Here is a 17,290-nt window from a genome sequence, read left to right on the forward strand (position 1 = left end):
AGACTTAATATCTTAGGCGGTTTATTTTTTCTCGGCGTTGCTAAATTAAAATTCAGCAACAGTTTTAACTAAAAACTACGGTTTTATTGTCATAAACTAAAACGCGATTTTGCAGATGCAGTCTTACTGCACGTGATAGTACCAATTTTTCCAGATCTTTTCCCTTACGAATTAGATCCGCTACCGTATCTTAATGATTAACTCGTACCATTTCTTGCTCAATTATTGGACCTTCATCTAGATCCTGAGTAACATAATGAGCCGTCGCCCCAATAATTTTAACTCCTCTAGCGTGTGCGCGATGATAAGGTTTTGCTCCAGGGAAAGCAGGCAAAAATGAATGATGGATATTAATAATATTCGGAAACTGGTTAAACAACTCAAGGCTGAGAATTTGCATATATTTAGCCAAAACCAGCAGATCTATCTCGTATTGATGAAAAAGCTCTAGCTGTTTTGCTTCTTGCTCTGCTTTAGCTTCTTTAGTAATGGACAAGTGATAAAAATCAAGCTTAAACTGCTTAGCGATCGCTTCCAAATGCGGATGATTGCTAATAATTAGAGCAATAGTACCTGGTAATTCTCTAGCTTGATGTTGCTAGAGATCCCCAAGACAATGGTCCAAAATGGCGATTTGGATCGCCATTTTGGACAGAGTGTGGGAAAAGTGTAGCTGCCAGGTTGCCTTTCCAGGTTTGGCGATCGCAGCAAAGGCAGTTGCGATCGCCTCCCGGGCAAGTTAAAGCCTTCAAGTTGCCATTCAATGCGAATCAGGAATAAACTTGTAGCGCAGTCGGTATGCTGATCGGCATGAATAATATTACCGCCGTTAGCATAGATAAAGTTGGCTATCTTAGCAACTAATCCAGGACTATCGGGGCAAGAAACTAATAAAGTTGCAGTAGACTGATTCATACATACTTAATAAGTAACGTTTTATAACAACTATTAAAATGATATTTATCTAGGTGTAGAGAAAAAGATAACAGATTATAAGAGATAACTAAATTTTTTTAGTACCAGACTTAATTTGATACGGCAATTTTGGGCAAACTAAAAATGTGTCGTCAACTATAATAATTCAAACAAATATATTTAATTCAATATTTCAATATGTTTTACTGACAATCATCTTATGTCTAAACCATATATTTCATATTTTTAAACTTACCAACCCTCAGCTCAAACATTTTTAGTGAACCTTCCCTGGCAATTATTTATTGAAAGCATCAAATTTACCTCAATTTTATTTTCAAGTTAAGCAATAAAGCAATATTCGGTTAAAACTACTAACTAATATGAACAGTCAAGATAAGCCTATCGATGCAAATGATAATCTCGATGAATCATTGGAAACTTCTAATGCCTCAAAGCAGGGAAATAAAAACTTAGTAGATTTATGGACAGGAGAAGATGAAGATGCTGAGATTTTAACAGAATTTATCTCAGTAGAAACTGCTACCAAAAATGATGCTGAGGCTTTGTCAGAAATTACTTCTACTAATCACGAATCTAAGCCTAAGAAACAGAAGAACATTAAGTTAGATTTAGATAATTGGGATTTTCGCAATCCGCCAGCAGTAGACTCAACTGAATTTGAGTCATTTGAGTCAGATGTAGAATTAGAATTAGACTCTGTATACGAATCAATAGCTTCAGCAGCAGAGTTAGAGTCAAAGCAGTCTCAAGAATTAGAATTATTAGCTGATGAACCAGCAATAGAGATTAGTTTAGATAGTTCATCCGACTTGGAAGTCGATGATTTAGTTAGATTAGAATCTTTAAATGATGAATTGGTCGCTGAGATCGCTTTAGACGCTCTAGATGAACCTGCTTTAACTCTTGATAGTCCATCCGACCTAGAGCTTGATGGCTTGGGACTTAGTGAACTCGATAATTTGGAGGCGGTAGATGCTTTTGGTGAAGCAGTATTAGATTATTTTAATTTAGACGATCTAGATGAATCTGCTTTGACTCTTGGTAGTTCATCGGATCTGGAACTTGATGGCTTGGGACTTAGTGAACTCGATGATTTGGAAGACTCATTAGATTCTAAAATAGATTCGCTAGATTTATTATTTGATTATCAACCTCAGGCTGCATCTACTCAAATCAGTACCTCCAGTATTTTGGCGCCACAACCAACCTTTAATGCTGCCTCTTCAGCACCAGTTGGCAAAGTCCAGGCTTTTGACCAGACCATGAGGGTTTCGGTACGTAAGTTAGATGACTTGAATAACCTAATTGGAGAATTAGTAGTCAAGCGAAATCGATTAGAAGATGACCAAGAAAGATTGCGTCGCTTTTTAGATAACCTGCTGGGTCATGTCCAGTCTCTAGGAGAAGCAGGAGCGAAAATGCACGATATGTATGAGCGATCACTTTTGGAAGGAGCTTTAATGGCTAGTCGCCAATCCCGCATTAATTCAGCAGTAGCTGCGGGGAGGTCTAGTTTGGCTAATGGTAATCAACTTCCAGAAGAAAGTCTCGATGCACTAGAAATGGATCGTTTCAACGGCTTCCATTTACTATCTCAAGAAATTATCGAGTTAATTGTTCGGGTTAGAGAAGCAGCATCGGATATTCAGTTCGTAGTTGACGAAACTGATAAAGTTGCTCAAACTTTCCGTCAGGTGACCAGCCAACTGCAAGATGGAATGAACTCTTCGCGGATGGTAGCATTTGGGCAAACAGCAGACCGCTTACCCAGAGCCATTCGCGATATTTCGCGCAAGCAGAAAAAACAGACTAAGCTGCACATCGAAGGTAAAGATGTCTTAATTGACAAAATGATTGTCGAGCATCTGTACAACCCGATGACACACTTAGTTAATAATGCTATTTCTCACGGGATTGAAAAACCAGAAGAAAGACGGCAAAAAGGCAAGTCCGAAGTGGGAAATATTCATATTCGCGCTTTCATTCAGGGGAATCAGACAGTAATTACCGTTAAAGATGATGGTGCGGGTATCGATCCTGAAACAGTTAAACAAAAAGCGATCGAGAAAAACTTAATTTCTTGGGCAACAGCACAAAGACTATCCGAGCAACAGGTATATGAACTGCTGTTCCATCCAGGCTTCAGCACCAAGGACCAAGCAGATGATTTTTCTGGTCGAGGTGTAGGAATGGATGTTGTCAATACTGACTTGAAGAAAATTCGTGGTTCGATCGCTACTGAATCAGAAGTTGGCAAGGGTACTACATTCACCGTGCGCTTACCTCTAGTTTTGAGTATCTGTAAGGCTTTAACCTGTGTCAATAACAACAGTAAAATTGCTTTCCCAATTGATGGTGTAGAAGATACCAAAGAATATTTACCCAGCGATATTCAAACTAATGCTAATGGCGTGCGCTGTGTTGCTTGGAAAAAAGCACTGCTACCTCTAAAACCTTTAAATAGTTTACTCAACTATAATCGTCAGATTCGCCGAGCGGGAACCTATAACGCCAATCAAAATAATGATGATACAATTTCGGTCATTATTCTTCGTAGCCTAGACAATTTACTGGCGGTCGAGGTAGATGAAGTTAGAGCAGAGCAAGAAATTGTCATCAAACAAATAGATGGTCCTATTGCCAAGCCACCAGGTATTGCAGGAGCGACAGTTTTAGGTGATGGTACAATTATGCCGATTGGTGATGTGCTAGAGCTAATTGAAATTGCCCAAGGTAAAAGAACCATTGAAATTGGCTTTAATATACTTGCTGGAGAAGGAGCTGTTAAACAGGCTCAGGCGGAAAATGTTCAGCAAGAACCCATGGTGCTAGTAGTTGATGACTCCATTACCGTTCGAGAATTGTTGTCAATGAGTTTTAACAAACTGGGTTATCGGGTAGAGCAAGCCAGAGATGGTCAAGAAGCCTGGGATAAATTGCGTGGTGGCTTAGTCTGCGACATGATCTTTAGCGATATTGAAATGCCTCGCATGAACGGTTTAGAACTATTGTCTAATCTTCATCAAGATAGCGTACTCAAATCTATACCAGTTGCTATGCTAACCTCTCGTGGTGCAGACAAACATCGCAAAATAGCTAACGACTTGGGGGCAAAAGCCTATTTAACTAAGCCCTACACCGAAAAAGATCTCATGGATGTAGCACAACATCTAATTGAGATTAATCGGGCAAACAAAGAAGCAGAATCTGCTACCGTTAACTTTAATCGAGTCAAATCGGAAACAAATTTTCAAGATGCTCCCCTGGTGTTGATTATCGATGACTCGGTAACAGTGCGAGAATTACTATCCATGAGCTTTAAAAAAGCTGGATATCGGGTGGAACAAGCTAGAGACGGTCAAGAAGCATGGGAGAAACTGAGCAACGGTTTGGAGTGTGATATTGCTTTTTGCGATATTGAAATGCCCCGCATGAACGGTTTGGAACTCTTATCTCAGCTGCAACAAGATGAAAAATTAGCGTCATTACCGATCGCCATGCTAACCTCTCGTGGAGCGCAAAAAATGCGTAATATAGCTGCCTCTCGCGGAGCAAATGGCTACTTTGTCAAACCCTACGTAGAGGATGAACTCTTAAAAGCAGCCGCCAGAATCATCAATGGAGAGATGTTGATCGTAGGCACTGACGAAGAAGCTTAGGGGCAAGAAATTTGGGTCAAGATACTGCCTTGTCGATACATCTGTAGGTAAGAGGTTGAGGCTTAGACTTCTTGCCTGGGTTACTTTATGCAAATTTGTCAATTATCTGAGCAACATTATGAGCAACGCTGTATTCCTTGAGGAACAAGATTAGGAATGATTAAAATAACCTTCTGTTTTAGTATTTTTTGGCTGAGTAGCCTCTGTGGTTTGCAGTCGGCTTGGGCGGCGGAAACCAAGGCTCAAGATCTTGAGTTAGAGATTGGTATTCTTCAAAGATTGGGAGCTGCACCGTTGGACGATAGCGATCCGACCATTGACCAAGTGACTATTAACAGCACTCCTGGCGACTCTCTAAAAGTGAATTTGCTAGGCTCGCCAAAGCCAACCAAAATTGAAACTCAAGAAGTAGTGTTAAAAGTAAATTCTACTCCTCTGGCACAACCCAAACTAGAGGAGAAATTAGTCTTAAGCGATCGCTCAACCTTTGAAACTGCCGAAGATAGTGCTAACTCCTGGAAAAAGCTCGGTATAGAAGTAGAGGTGGCGCAACCTGGACGGTGGCAAGTTTGGGCAAAAAGAGATGTTTATCAAAGTCCTTTAGTACGCCGTTGGCTGCTTGATAGTCTGAAAGATAATGGCTATAGTACTGCTTATTTAGATACCAAAGTTCTCGACCAAGAACCTCAAATTACCCTCGAAATTGAAGGGCAAAAATACGCTCGCGATCTGGTAGAAATTACTAGTAGCAAAAATTTAGTCAAGGTCAACACTACTAGCAACCCCCTGGAGGCTCGACTCTATGGAGGAAGTTTAAAGCTTCAGCCAAATGCTCATGGAGAATTCACTTTAGTCAATCATGTTCCTTTAGAAACTTATCTGCGGGGAGTTGTTCCCTATGAAATTGGAGCTAATGCGCCTCCTCAAGCGGTAGCTGCGCAAACGATCATTGCTCGGACTTATGCTTTACGTAATCTAAGACGTTTTGCCGTAGATGACTACCAACTCTGCGCTACGGTTCACTGTCAAGTATATAAAGGTTTAAATGATGCTAATGCTACTAGCGATCGCGCGATCGCTCAAACCGCAGGTTTAGTTCTTACCTATGAGAATGAATTGATTGATGCGCTCTATTCTTCGACTACTGGGGGGGTAACGGCAGGTTTTGAAGATACTTGGAACGGAACTGAACGTCCCTATCTTCAGCCTGTAATCGACGCTCCGCAACCTTTTTGGGATTTGATTAAATATCCGCTTAATAACGAATCAACCTTTCGCCAGTTTATTAGTCTGACCAAAGGATTCAATGAAACAGGCAGAACGGGTGTGTTCCGCTGGCACAAAACTCGAAGTATTGCCGATTTAAACCAAGATTTACGTAAATATCTCGACAAAACTCGTCATCCCTTAGCCAATTTCAAGACTATCGAATCAATGCAGGTACAAACGCGATCGCGTTCTGGCAGAATCTTGGCTTTAAATATTAAGACCGATAAAGGTGAATTACAACTACACAAAAACGAAATTCGCAGTGCCTTGGAACCTCCCCGCAGCACCTTTTTTTATTTGCAACCAACTTATAACCAAGCCAAAAAACTTAACGGCTATGATTTTATCGGTGGTGGCTTTGGTCATGGTGTGGGTTTGAGCCAGTATGGTTCTTATAACTTAGCAAAATTGGGTTGGTCAGCAGCTCAAATACTAGCTTTTTATTATCCTCAGACTAAAATCAAACCCTTAGACGACACGATTGTTTTTTGGCGGGATGACTCTCTGCCCGTTAGTAAAAACTAAGAGGGCAAGGCAAATGTGGGAACAAATTATTTTTCTCCAATTTAACCCTTACCCAGTTTGAACTAACAACCCAGCAAGCAAGTAAATATAATTAATAAATACTTAATAAGTCCGTTTTGCCGTAGCCAAACGAGAAATAATACTGGTAAATAAGACCAATAGCACTAAGATAAATGCTGCCCCCCAGGCTAATTCCTGCTGGTTTTTAAACGGCACGATCGCAAAATTATAAACTAGTACCGACAAAGAAGCTGTGGGTTCAACTAGCAAGTTATCCCAGTTGGGCCAATACTGAGTAAACAAGGCAGTAAAGAGTAAAGGTGCAGTTTCTCCCGCAGCGCGAGCAACAGCTAAGGTAATTCCCGTAATAATTGCCGGCAACGCCGCAGGTAATACTACCTGTAAGACCGTTTGATATCTATTCGCCCCGATACCTACTGATGCCTGACGCACATCTTGGGGGACAAGTTTCAGCGACTCATCGGTGGTACGAACAATAATAGGCAGCATTAATATTGCTAAGGCAAAACCACCAGCCCAGGCAGAATAGCTTTTAGTAGTTAAAACGATCGCGCCATAGGCAAATACCCCAACGATAATCGACGGCACTCCACTCAAAACATTAGTAGCAAAGCTAATCCATTCCGAAGCTTTACCTTCATTAAATTCCGAGAGATAAATTGCTGCCATAATACCTAAAGGTACACTAAGTAATCCACCAATCCCAACCATAACGACTGTTCCCACAATGGCATTGCCAAAACCGCCACCATCAACCAAAGGAGGAGGTGGTAATTCGGTAAATGCAGCGGCAGATAAGGAACTAATTCCCCTTGTCAATAGATAAGTCAAAATGATCAATAAGGGAATAATTGCCAACAGGGTAAATAAGCCGGCAATGCCACTCATAATTAATCCAAATAGAGTACGAGGGGAGGTTGGATTGCGCTTTAGACTGACGACTTCAAAATCAGCAGCTGGTTTTTTGAGAATATTGGGTGTAGTCATTAATTTTCAAGTTTCTTAAAAGCAGTTTAAATTCTTTGCAGTCTGGTTACGAGCAAATGCGCCAAAACATTCACCACTAAGGTAATAAAAAATAAAATTAAAGCTGCATACATTAATGCTGCTACCTGCAAGCCACTGGCTTCGGCAAACTGGTTTGCCAACAGAGATGAAATCGTATTAGAAGGAGCAAATACTGAAGGATTGACTTGATTAGAGTTACCAATCAACATAGTTACTGCCATAGTTTCTCCTAAAGCACGACCTAAAGCCAGCATAATTCCGCCAATAATCCCTGAAGAAGCAGCGGGCAAAACAATTTGAATAATTGCTTCCCAACGAGTAGCCCCCAAGCCAATGGCAGCCTGACGCAAACCCTGATCTACGCTAATGATAGCATCACGAGAAATAACAGCAATAGTGGGCAAAATCATTACCGATAAAATTAAAGCCGCAGGCAACATTCCTGGCCCTTTTAAAGCAGTAAAACCCTTGAGAAAGGGAATCAAAACAAAAATTCCCCATAAACCATAGACGACACTAGGTACGGCTGCTAATAGCTCGACTAGAAATACGATAATTCTTTGAACGGCTGGCGGTAGATAATCTTCGCTGAGAAAAATAGACACGCCTAAACCAATTGGCACTGAAATCGCTAAAGCAATCAAAGAACTAACCAAAGTCCCGTAAATTGCGGGCCACACTCCATATTGGCTATTAACGGGATTCCAACTACTACTAACCAGAAAACTCAACCCAAATTCTTGAATGGCTGGCATAGCTGCGATCGCAACCTGAATCGTGATCCAAATTAAAACCCCGGCGATCGCGAAGGCTAAAATTTTGGCAATCCAATAAAAACTATTGTCTAAAGATCTTTCAATTCCTGAACGAGCTTCTATTCTCGGCTCATAACTGTTATTCATATTTATTAAATGAAATAATTTTTTATTGTTTGATAAAAGATGTTGCTACAATTTACAATAAATTCTCTTCAATTTTCTACTAATATTTACTTACCTGATTAAAATTAAGCCTAGGTAAAGCAGAAGTTAAACTCAAGTGATTAACCTACCGAGCCTGATTACGCTAAAGTTTAAATGCTAATAAATTAGATAGGACATATTTAACCATGACTTTATCAGCCGGCACAACTGCGCCAACTTTTACCACCATTGACGATGAAGGAAATAGCGTTTCTTTGTCAGACTTCCAAGGAAAAACAGTAGTTCTCTATTTTTATCCCAAAGATGATACTCCTGGTTGCACCAAGCAAGCTCAAAGCTTCCGTGATAATATTGCTGAATATCAAAATAAAGATATGGTAGTTCTCGGTGTCAGTAGAGATGACCAAGCATCTCACCAAAAATTCAAAGAGAAATATGGGTTACCTTTTAACCTTTTGGTTGATAGTGATGGTGCAATTACTCAGGCTTATGATGTTGATGGTGGTGGCTATGCCAAGCGTGTCACCTACATTGTTGATGGCAACGGCATAATTACCACAGTTGACAGTAATATCAATACCAGTACCCATGCTACTGATGTATTAGCAAGTATTGTTTAACTATATATAGCTGAAAAAGTTGGGTAATATTCATCTTTTTCAGCTATATTTGAAATTAATAAATTTTGAAAAAGCTAATAACTAATAGCTAATAGCTAATAGCTATATGCCCTAAAGGACTAGCTACGCGTCGCGAAGCGGTATCCTTTAGAACTAGCCCTAAAGGATTAGCGCCTGGAGGCGCGTCCTTCGCGTCGTCTAGGACGAACAGTATTATTATTGGTTTCATGTCTTAATTCAGCAACGCCCATCATTAAGATAATTAATGACGATCTCTACGCAGCATTGATTAAGTTAAATATTTCAGACAGATTAAAAGATAAGATTAATCCGCTAGCAGTGACGGTTTTAGGTCTTTAACCTGACACCGAGAAAAATCCCACCGCGATAGCTTAGTTTGACAAGTCAAAGACCAACAAAGGCGCGATGGGAATGACAAATATATGAACCATACTTTGGTAATAGATGTCGAGATTAGCGCAAAAAACAGCTTACCAACCAAAATAAACAAAAAGTAACTGCTGAAGCGAATTGATCTCCACCTAAAACAGTCACACCACCTTGACCCAGAAGTAGATTAGCTAACCCTGTACCAAGAGCAATTCCGGCAAACAGGGCTATAAAGCTAATTAAAAATGCTCTTCCAGAACGTCCTTCTTTGCGATTAAGGAAGTAAATATTGGCAATAAAGCCTAAAGCCATTAGTAGTGGAAGTATCGAACCTCCTGAATTTTGAGAAAATACGGCGATCGCCGATAAAGTTAAGAAAATACCTGATGGCCATAAAATATCTGCCTGAGAAGGAGTATCGATCAACTCTTGTAACCAAACCGCAGATTTGTCGTTAACAATTTGAGGAACTTTTAAGGTCTTTTCCAAATTGCGTTCGGGAAAACGAATTTTTTCAGGGACTTTAATTTTTCCTTCTTGGCGTAATCGCAAGCGATCCATAATAATCGTGTCGTAAGCGATTTCTACTTTTTCTAACACAGCACTATCATTACCATGTTGTTCGTAAAGCCGTTTTTTGGCAGCCTGTATTTCTTCAAATGAAGAATTTTCGGTGACCCCAAGTTGTTCGTAGGGATTTTGTTCGCTCATCTCTTAACCTGTTCTATATATCTATTTTAAATTCTTTTGCTCTGCCAGGCGACTTTTTTAATAAACTTCCCAGAAACCTAATGCTGGTCCAATAAACCTGACAGTAAACCAAACGGCGATCATCACACCTATACCAATCCAAGCTCCTTTACTAGTTAGTTTAATAAATTTTTCGGCTTGAGCTTTAGTAATAGGCACCCAAGGCAGAATTCGCTCAGATTTCTGACCATATTGGTTTCCTAATGCTGCTTTACGACGTTTTGATTCTCCCATAATATTAACTATTGACTCTCAACAAGTTAGTAGTGAGTCGATCATAGCGTTTTCTGGTTAAGCAATAAACCAGTTTTCTATCTACATTTTATTAATAATAATGAATCCTTCAAGAGTTGTTTTCGGTGATTTTGACGGCACAATTACCAGCCAAGATACTTTTGTTGGTGTCCTGGAAAAGTTTACTCCTGAAGTAGCCTATAAATTATTACCAATGATTTATAGGCGAGAAATGATTCTTAAACAGTTAGTAAAACAAGCTTTTGGTTAAATCAAAGAGTGATGATTACCCTGACATCACTGAATATATTGCTTAACAGCCTATACGTCTAGGGCTGAAAAAATCTTTAGATTTTCTTAATTATTTAACAATTCCCCTGGTTGTTATCTCTGGAGGATTAATGGAGATGGTAAGAGCAGTTTTAGATCGACAGCAGCTAACCAATCGTGTTACAGCCATATATGCGGGAGAAGTTGATACAACAGAATTATTTTTACGAGCCTATTGCGAAATCGAAAGTGATACTGAGTTGGTTGAATCAAGCGATCGCTATGGCAAAATATCCTGCTCAGGAAAAAATGGCGCTCGGCGACTCGGTGACCGATATAAATATGTCGCTTGCTGCTGATTTGGTATTGGCGCGAGATGACACTCTGCGTAAGCAAAGCATCGCTTGATGCAAGACTTAGACACAGAAAATAAACCTTATGTTCAATGAGAAAAATTTTTCAACATACGGGACTATTTAATGACTCTTTGGCAAATAGAAGGTTAATTTTATTTGCCGTTTAATAAAATGTAAAATATTAGCTATTAGGCACTAAACCGAAAAAACCCCAGAAAGATAATCAGTTGTTCCTTTGAGTTAAGTTTAAACTAATATAAAGCTTGTTATTGCAGGCTTTTTCCAGTATGGTTATGGGTTTGTAGTCATAACACTAACCCAAATTTTATTTTTTTACCAGCTAATGAGCAAATTATTAAGCCTACTGAACTAATTGATCCAGTTTATTCTGTTCGACTGACTACAACGAATTACATCATAATTTCTATCAATGTTAGCCAAATTTAGACTTATCCAGTGACAAGACAATTAGCTGAATTGGAAAAAGTTAAACAGCGAGAACTTTATAGTATTTTGAATTTATTTAGTAACGTTGACTTAATTACCGATCGCGGCGATCGCGACATACAGATTGGGCAGAACGAATGTCATCGTCGCGGAGATTGTCAAGGACGAGAAGTTCCGTTACTCTCCCAGCTAAGCGTTCTTACTCCTTTAATCTATCTACATCAAAATAGCTGAGTAGAAACTTTAGTTATCAGTCAAGCTTCGTGCTTGACACAATTCGACGGGGAAAAAATATGAACTGTTATCAAGCAAACATTATGGAGAAATATTATGGCTAAATTTGTGTTTATTACTGGCGGAGTCGTATCTAGCATTGGTAAGGGTATTGTCGCAGCCAGTTTGGGCAGATTATTAAAATCGCGGGACTATTCAGTATCAATTTTAAAGCTCGACCCTTACATTAATGTCGATCCTGGTACAATGAGTCCTTATCAACACGGGGAAGTATTTGTCACTGATGATGGTGCTGAAACAGATCTTGATTTAGGACATTATGAACGTTTTACTGATACTTCAATGTCCCGCCTCAACAGCGTAACTACGGGATCAATTTATCAGGCGGTACTTAATAAAGAACGACGAGGAGATTATGATGGCGGTACAGTTCAGGTAATTCCTCATATTACTAACGAAATTAAAGAAAGAATTCATCGCGTTGCTAATAATACAGGTTCGGATATCGTGCTGACAGAAATTGGCGGTACGGTAGGGGATATTGAATCTTTACCTTTTATGGAGGCGATTCGTCAGTTTCGTAAAGATGTAGGCAGAAATAATGTAGTATATATGCACGTTACTTTAATTCCTTGGATTACCGCAGCAGGGGAAATGAAAACTAAACCGACGCAACACTCGGTTAAAGAACTGCGTTCGATTGGGATTCAGCCAGACGTATTAGTTTGCCGTAGCGATCGCCCTTTATTTCCGGGAATTAAAGAGAAAATCGCGGAATTTTGCGATGTAGAGGTTGATTCAGTCGTTACCTCCCTTGACGCCAGCACTATTTATGAAGTGCCTTTGATTTTAGAACAAGAAGGATTGGCTCAAAGAACCTTGGAGTTATTACACCTAGAACAACGTCAACCAGATTTGCAAAACTGGCGCAATTTGGTGATTAAAATGAACTCGATTCGCCCTAAAATTCAAGTAGCGATCGTGGGAAAATATATTCGACTTAGTGATGCTTATTTGTCGGTAGTAGAAGCTCTAGGACATGGCGCGATCGCTGCTGATTGCGAAGTAAATCTGCGTTGGGTAAATGCCGAAGATATTGAAGAGTATGGTGCAGCTAAATATCTTGATGATGTTGGTGGGGTAATTGTTCCTGGAGGCTTTGGTATTCGTGGAGTAGATGGGAAAGTTGCCGCGATCGAATATGCTCGTACTGCTAATATTCCGTTTTTGGGCTTGTGCTTGGGGATGCAGTGTTGTGCGATCGAATGGGCGCGCAACGTAGCTCAACTGAAGGATGCTAATAGTGCTGAGTTTGCCCCCGAAAGCCCTAACCCAATTATCAATATTCTGCCAGAACAACAAGATGTAATCGACCTAGGCGGTACAATGCGTTTGGGAACTTATCCCTGCCGTTTAAAACCTGATACCCTAGCTCATTCTCTATATCAGACTGAAGTAATTTATGAACGCCATCGCCATCGGTATGAATTTAACAACGCCTATCGCAGCCTACTGTTAGAAACAGACTACGAAATTAGTGGCACATCTCCTGATGGACGTTTAGTAGAAATTATTGAAATGCCTAATCATCCATTTTTTATCGCTACTCAGTTCCATCCTGAGTTTCGTTCTCGCCCCAATAATCCTCATCCCTTATTTTTGGGTTTAGTTAAAGCAGCCTTGACCAGAAACAACTTATCTAAAGAAAAACACATTCCGATATCTACAGTAAACTGATCTTGGAGCTGTCACTTTTTTACGTAACAATATAAGACTGACTCTCTCAAGAGATGAACAGTGAAGCATGAGGACGGAAAAAACATTTGTATTGATGTACTTTCTAACTCACACTCTTTCAAATTTTCTTCTGTATATGGCTTTTTAATTAGCACAATAGAATGTTCACCAGCAAAATTAAGAATAATATTCCTTTAGATAAAATTCGCTACAACGAACAAGGATTAGTACCGGCGATCGCCCAAGATTATTTAGATGGTACAGTCTTGATGATGGCGTGGATGAACCAGGATTCATTACAAAAAACTTTGGAAACTGGCGAAACCTGGTACTGGAGTAGATCCCGTCAGCAATTATGGCATAAAGGTGCAACTTCTGGACATATTCAGAAAGTGCGATCGCTTCGCTACGACTGCGATAGTGATGCTTTGTTGATTACTATTGAGCAAATTGGCGGGATTGCCTGTCATACAGGAGAACGCAGCTGTTTTCATCAGATAGGCGATACCAAAGTCGCGCCCCCCGCCGATACCCTATCAGAAGTATACCGAGTTATTTGCGATCGCCTGGCTAACCCGACTGAAACTTCCTATACCTGTAAGCTGCTTGCAGGAGGTGATAATAAAATCCTCAAAAAGATTGGTGAAGAATCAGCCGAAGTAGTCATGGCCTGTAAAGATGACGACAGTAGCGCGATCGCTTCTGAAGTAGCAGATTTGCTATATCATACCTTGGTTGCCTTAGCTTACCACAACGTAGATATTCGCGATGTTTATCGACAATTACAGTCTAGAAGAGGCTAGTTTTGAGGGAATGAGGGCGATGGAGGCAATAATTTGCTACTTTTGTAATGCCTCATCCTAATATTGACGCTCGCTAATCATTATTAAACTGCTGCTTTGCGAATTTCTGAATAAAAAGAGGTTTGCTTCTTACCATCACTATATTTAACTACGGTGGTACGCATTCTAAAATTGTCACTAGCAAACCACTGGCGTTCCTCAGCATACATTTTATCTGTTTCAATGATTAGAGTAAGAGCTTCATCTTCAGCTAAAACATAACGCCCGCAGATTTTAGCATCTTCAGGACGAATTAATTTTCCAGTGCGATCGTTTTCTAAATCTTTAACTAAAATAATGGTGGCAGAACCTACTTGTTTGGTTTTGCCCCAGTCTACAGAGTTATCCCAGCTTTGAACTGTACCACCGACGATCAAGTTAGAGTCTAAATGATGTTTTTGACACAGTTCTAACGCCTGCGCATCATCGGGCGGAATAAACTCAAGAGTAATATCGGCTTTACTACTAACTGATTTATTCTCATCTAGAAAATAGTTGGTACGCTGACTAAACCATTTTCCTGCACTTAAATTTAGAAATTTTTGTAAATTCATGATTATATTATTCTGTTAGTCTATAAAAATTTTATAGAATTATTGCCCCTTTCTGAAAGCTGATTGCTCCTATAGATTACAGCGCCGCTTTGAGGGTGAATCATCTACTTGAGTTACATATAATAATGGCTTGGGTCTTTGCCAAGCTTATTAAACCACTTTTTTGAACAAGCTCGATATAGCATAACTTGGGTTTCTTAGCAATACTGCAATTTTTTCAACCTATGAATAGCCGACCAAATTATCCGACTTCTATTACCGATTTGCCTTCTTTAGAATTATCTCTCGACATTTTACTAAATCGACAGGAAAAAGATTGGGGATGTTTTCAAGTAGTCAAAGAAGGAGAATTTTATGCTTTATATATTCCAACTTTAGATAGCTTTAAACTATACAAAAATCCTAAAAGCGAAAACTATAAAGGATACTGGCGTAACTCTTTGTCGGAAACCTTACCAGATTTAAAAGGCCGAGACGAAAAACCCGACGTCTTTCTACGTAACCGTAGTAAGCAGATAGAAGAAAAGAAAAAAAATCAAACGATAATCCTGAAAAAGCAGCGCGTTATTGATGTAAAATATCGCTACAATTCATGTCCAGAAATGTACCGCCTTAATCAAATGATTGCGAAACTACTACGCGATCGCATTGCTAGCAACCTTACTTTTACTCCAGGTGCAGAAATAATGCCTTTAGTTTTGGCAACTGAAGTTGAGGATTAATTAAGCTATACACTATATATTTTAGATAACCTGCAATAGCATTGTTTAATTATTAGCACTTAGTATCGCTAAAATAATCGAGCATAATTTAAATTACACTTGGCAAACTTATGGTAGAAGCAAAAATCGGCATCATTGGTGGTAGTGGTCTATATAAAATGAACGCTCTCAAAGATGTTCGGGAAATAAAATTATCTACTCCTTTTGGCGATCCTTCTGATTCTTTGATTGTCGGTCAACTAGAAGAAGCTACGGTAGCTTTCTTGGCTCGGCATGGACGTAACCATCATCTTCTTCCTAGCGAATTACCTTTTCGTGCCAATATTCACGCTATGAAACAGTTAGGGGTGGAATACATTATTTCTGCTTCTGCGGTTGGCTCTTTAAAGGAGGCAGCCAAACCCCTAGATATGGTAATTCCCGATCAGTTTATCGATCGCACTAAAAATCGCGTATCTACTTTTTTTGGCGCAGGATTAGTCGCTCATATTGCTTTTGGCGAGCCTATCTGTCCAAACTTGGCTGGTGTTTTAGCTGATGCAGTCGAATCATTAAATCTAGCCGAAGTTGATTTGCATCGTGGAGGCACTTATGTCTGTATGGAAGGTCCCGCATTTTCGACTAAAGCAGAATCTCAACTTTATCGTAGCTGGGGAGCAACTATAATTGGCATGACTAATTTACCAGAAGCCAAGCTAGCCAGAGAAGCCGAAATTGCTTATGCTACTCTAGCTTTAGTTACAGACTATGACTGCTGGCATGGCGATCATGACAACGTTACGGTAGAAATGGTGGTCGCTAACCTTCAGCGCAATGCGATTAATGCCCAAAAGGTAATCCAAGCCACAGTAAAAAGCTTAAACACTAATCCTCCTCAATCGGCAGCTCATTCGGCTTTGAAATACGCCATCTTGACTCCTCGCGAGCAAATTTCTAAATCAGCTAAGGAAAAACTCGAATTACTGATTAAGAATTATTTATAAGCCAATAGCATAGTAATTTGCCAGTTGAGAAATTGAACATCAGACAAAAATATTCAAGTTTATTAATTATTATTGGAGTGTCGATCGCTATTTTGTTCAATACTCTCTTGATGCAGCAAACCATAGCTCAACCTTTGCTTATGAAAGAACAAATTACTGAAATGGTAATGCGACAAGCTAAAGCTTGGGAATTACAAGATGCTCAGGCGATCGCTGATGACTTTGCTGATGATGCAGTTTTTATCGCTGCTGGTTTTAAGTTCGAGGACAAACAGCAGATCGAAAACGCAGCACAAGATTACTTCAGACAGTTTAATCAGACGAGTGTTGAAATTAAACGGATTATTATTGATGAAGCGCAGGGTGCAGTGCAATGGGATTGGCGCGATCAAAACCGTCAGACTGGAAAAGAAAGCTATGCCGAAGATGCCATTATCTTTGAATTAAAAGATGGAAAAATAGTTTACTGGCGAGAATATATTGAGAAGAAAAAAAGTTAAATATAAGTTAGGCTTATATTTAACTTTACTAATAAGAATGTAATATACCTTGATAAAGTAGAAATACTTAGCTAGGATATAATATATATAGACAAAAGAGACACATTATTATCCCGTCTCAAGTCTAGTTCCCAAAAGAACGAACCTAGACAAATAAATAAAACGCAATCATAAAACAGATGACAACTACTTTACAGCAACGCGAAACCCGCGGAGCATGGGAGAACTTCTGTCAGTGGATTACTAGCACCAACAACCGAATCTATATCGGCTGGTTTGGCGTCTTGATGATCCCGACACTCCTAGC

General features: G+C 39.6%; 19 protein-coding genes. 12 read left to right on the forward strand and 7 right to left on the reverse strand.

Features of this window, described 5'->3' with window-relative positions; translation table 11 throughout:
- Positions 1-190 precede the first annotated feature (190 nt).
- Together V6C71_24780 and V6C71_24785 are read right to left on the reverse strand one after the other, a co-directional pair.
- Complete coding sequence (locus V6C71_24780; protein HEY9771672.1) at positions 191-538, reverse strand: formyltransferase family protein; 348 nt, start codon at positions 536-538, stop codon at positions 191-193.
- Between the two features lie 20 nt (positions 539-558).
- Complete coding sequence (locus tag V6C71_24785) at positions 559-915, reverse strand: ACT domain-containing protein (GenBank protein HEY9771673.1); 357 nt, start codon at positions 913-915, stop codon at positions 559-561.
- Positions 916-1,298: 383 nt separating this feature from the next.
- Between V6C71_24785 and V6C71_24790 the strand changes: the two genes are divergently transcribed.
- Both V6C71_24790 and V6C71_24795 read left to right on the forward strand, forming a co-directional pair.
- Positions 1,299-4,598, forward strand: coding sequence for a hybrid sensor histidine kinase/response regulator (locus tag V6C71_24790; GenBank protein ID HEY9771674.1), 3,300 nt, complete (start codon positions 1,299-1,301; stop codon positions 4,596-4,598).
- Positions 4,599-4,754: 156 nt separating this feature from the next.
- Positions 4,755-6,392: a SpoIID/LytB domain-containing protein gene (locus tag V6C71_24795; GenBank protein ID HEY9771675.1), complete on the forward strand. Its 1,638-nt coding sequence runs from the start codon at positions 4,755-4,757 to the stop codon at positions 6,390-6,392.
- A 102-nt stretch (positions 6,393-6,494) separates the two neighbouring features.
- Here the strand turns inward: V6C71_24795 and pstA are convergent, their stop codons facing one another.
- Both pstA and pstC read right to left on the reverse strand, forming a co-directional pair.
- Positions 6,495-7,400 (reverse strand): phosphate ABC transporter permease PstA, encoded by a 906-nt coding sequence (gene pstA / locus V6C71_24800; GenBank protein HEY9771676.1) that lies wholly within the window; start codon positions 7,398-7,400, stop codon positions 6,495-6,497.
- A 26-nt stretch (positions 7,401-7,426) separates the two neighbouring features.
- Positions 7,427-8,323 (reverse strand): phosphate ABC transporter permease subunit PstC, encoded by an 897-nt coding sequence (gene pstC / locus V6C71_24805; protein HEY9771677.1) that lies wholly within the window; start codon positions 8,321-8,323, stop codon positions 7,427-7,429.
- A 206-nt stretch (positions 8,324-8,529) separates the two neighbouring features.
- Between pstC and V6C71_24810 the strand changes: the two genes are divergently transcribed.
- The gene (locus V6C71_24810; protein ID HEY9771678.1) at positions 8,530-8,964 is read left to right on the forward strand and encodes a peroxiredoxin; all 435 of its coding nucleotides are present in this window, start codon (positions 8,530-8,532) and stop codon (positions 8,962-8,964) included.
- 474 nt (positions 8,965-9,438) lie between these two features.
- On the opposite strand, the gene V6C71_24815 is transcribed toward V6C71_24810, so the two are convergent.
- Positions 9,439-10,065 carry a CPP1-like family protein gene (locus V6C71_24815; GenBank protein HEY9771679.1) on the reverse strand — a complete coding sequence of 209 codons (627 nt, stop codon included), beginning with the start codon at positions 10,063-10,065 and terminating at the stop codon, positions 9,439-9,441.
- Positions 10,066-10,122: 57 nt separating this feature from the next.
- Positions 10,123-10,338, reverse strand: coding sequence for a DUF2839 domain-containing protein (locus V6C71_24820; protein ID HEY9771680.1), 216 nt, complete (start codon positions 10,336-10,338; stop codon positions 10,123-10,125).
- Positions 10,339-10,438: 100 nt separating this feature from the next.
- On the opposite strand from V6C71_24820, the gene V6C71_24825 reads away from it, so the two are divergent.
- From V6C71_24825 to hisIE, 5 genes are all read left to right on the forward strand, one after another.
- Positions 10,439-10,609 (forward strand): hypothetical protein, encoded by a 171-nt coding sequence (locus tag V6C71_24825; protein ID HEY9771681.1) that lies wholly within the window; start codon positions 10,439-10,441, stop codon positions 10,607-10,609.
- 136 nt (positions 10,610-10,745) lie between these two features.
- Positions 10,746-10,967 (forward strand): hypothetical protein, encoded by a 222-nt coding sequence (locus V6C71_24830; protein ID HEY9771682.1) that lies wholly within the window; start codon positions 10,746-10,748, stop codon positions 10,965-10,967.
- A gap of 453 nt (positions 10,968-11,420) precedes the next feature.
- On the forward strand, positions 11,421-11,645 hold the full coding sequence (locus V6C71_24835; protein HEY9771683.1) for a hypothetical protein: 225 nt from the start codon (positions 11,421-11,423) through the stop codon (positions 11,643-11,645).
- Between the two features lie 96 nt (positions 11,646-11,741).
- The gene (locus V6C71_24840; GenBank protein HEY9771684.1) at positions 11,742-13,382 is read left to right on the forward strand and encodes a CTP synthase; all 1,641 of its coding nucleotides are present in this window, start codon (positions 11,742-11,744) and stop codon (positions 13,380-13,382) included.
- A gap of 161 nt (positions 13,383-13,543) precedes the next feature.
- A complete protein-coding gene (hisIE, locus tag V6C71_24845; protein HEY9771685.1) occupies positions 13,544-14,185 on the forward strand; it encodes a bifunctional phosphoribosyl-AMP cyclohydrolase/phosphoribosyl-ATP diphosphatase HisIE in 642 nt (213 codons plus the stop codon).
- A gap of 83 nt (positions 14,186-14,268) precedes the next feature.
- Here the strand turns inward: hisIE and V6C71_24850 are convergent, their stop codons facing one another.
- Entirely contained in the window at positions 14,269-14,778 is a 510-nt protein-coding gene (locus V6C71_24850; GenBank protein HEY9771686.1) for a phycobiliprotein lyase, read from the reverse strand.
- A gap of 224 nt (positions 14,779-15,002) precedes the next feature.
- Between V6C71_24850 and V6C71_24855 the strand changes: the two genes are divergently transcribed.
- From V6C71_24855 to V6C71_24870, 4 genes are all read left to right on the forward strand, one after another.
- A complete protein-coding gene (locus V6C71_24855) occupies positions 15,003-15,500 on the forward strand; it encodes a hypothetical protein (protein ID HEY9771687.1) in 498 nt (165 codons plus the stop codon).
- Between the two features lie 110 nt (positions 15,501-15,610).
- Positions 15,611-16,483 (forward strand): S-methyl-5'-thioadenosine phosphorylase, encoded by an 873-nt coding sequence (locus V6C71_24860; protein ID HEY9771688.1) that lies wholly within the window; start codon positions 15,611-15,613, stop codon positions 16,481-16,483.
- A 32-nt stretch (positions 16,484-16,515) separates the two neighbouring features.
- Positions 16,516-16,983 (forward strand): nuclear transport factor 2 family protein, encoded by a 468-nt coding sequence (locus V6C71_24865; GenBank protein ID HEY9771689.1) that lies wholly within the window; start codon positions 16,516-16,518, stop codon positions 16,981-16,983.
- 179 nt (positions 16,984-17,162) lie between these two features.
- Positions 17,163-17,290 (forward strand): photosystem II q(b) protein (locus V6C71_24870; protein ID HEY9771690.1); only part of this gene is annotated, 128 nt, incomplete at its 3' end.

The organism is Coleofasciculaceae cyanobacterium (assembly GCA_036703275.1).
GTDB lineage: Bacteria > Cyanobacteriota > Cyanobacteriia > Cyanobacteriales > Xenococcaceae > Waterburya.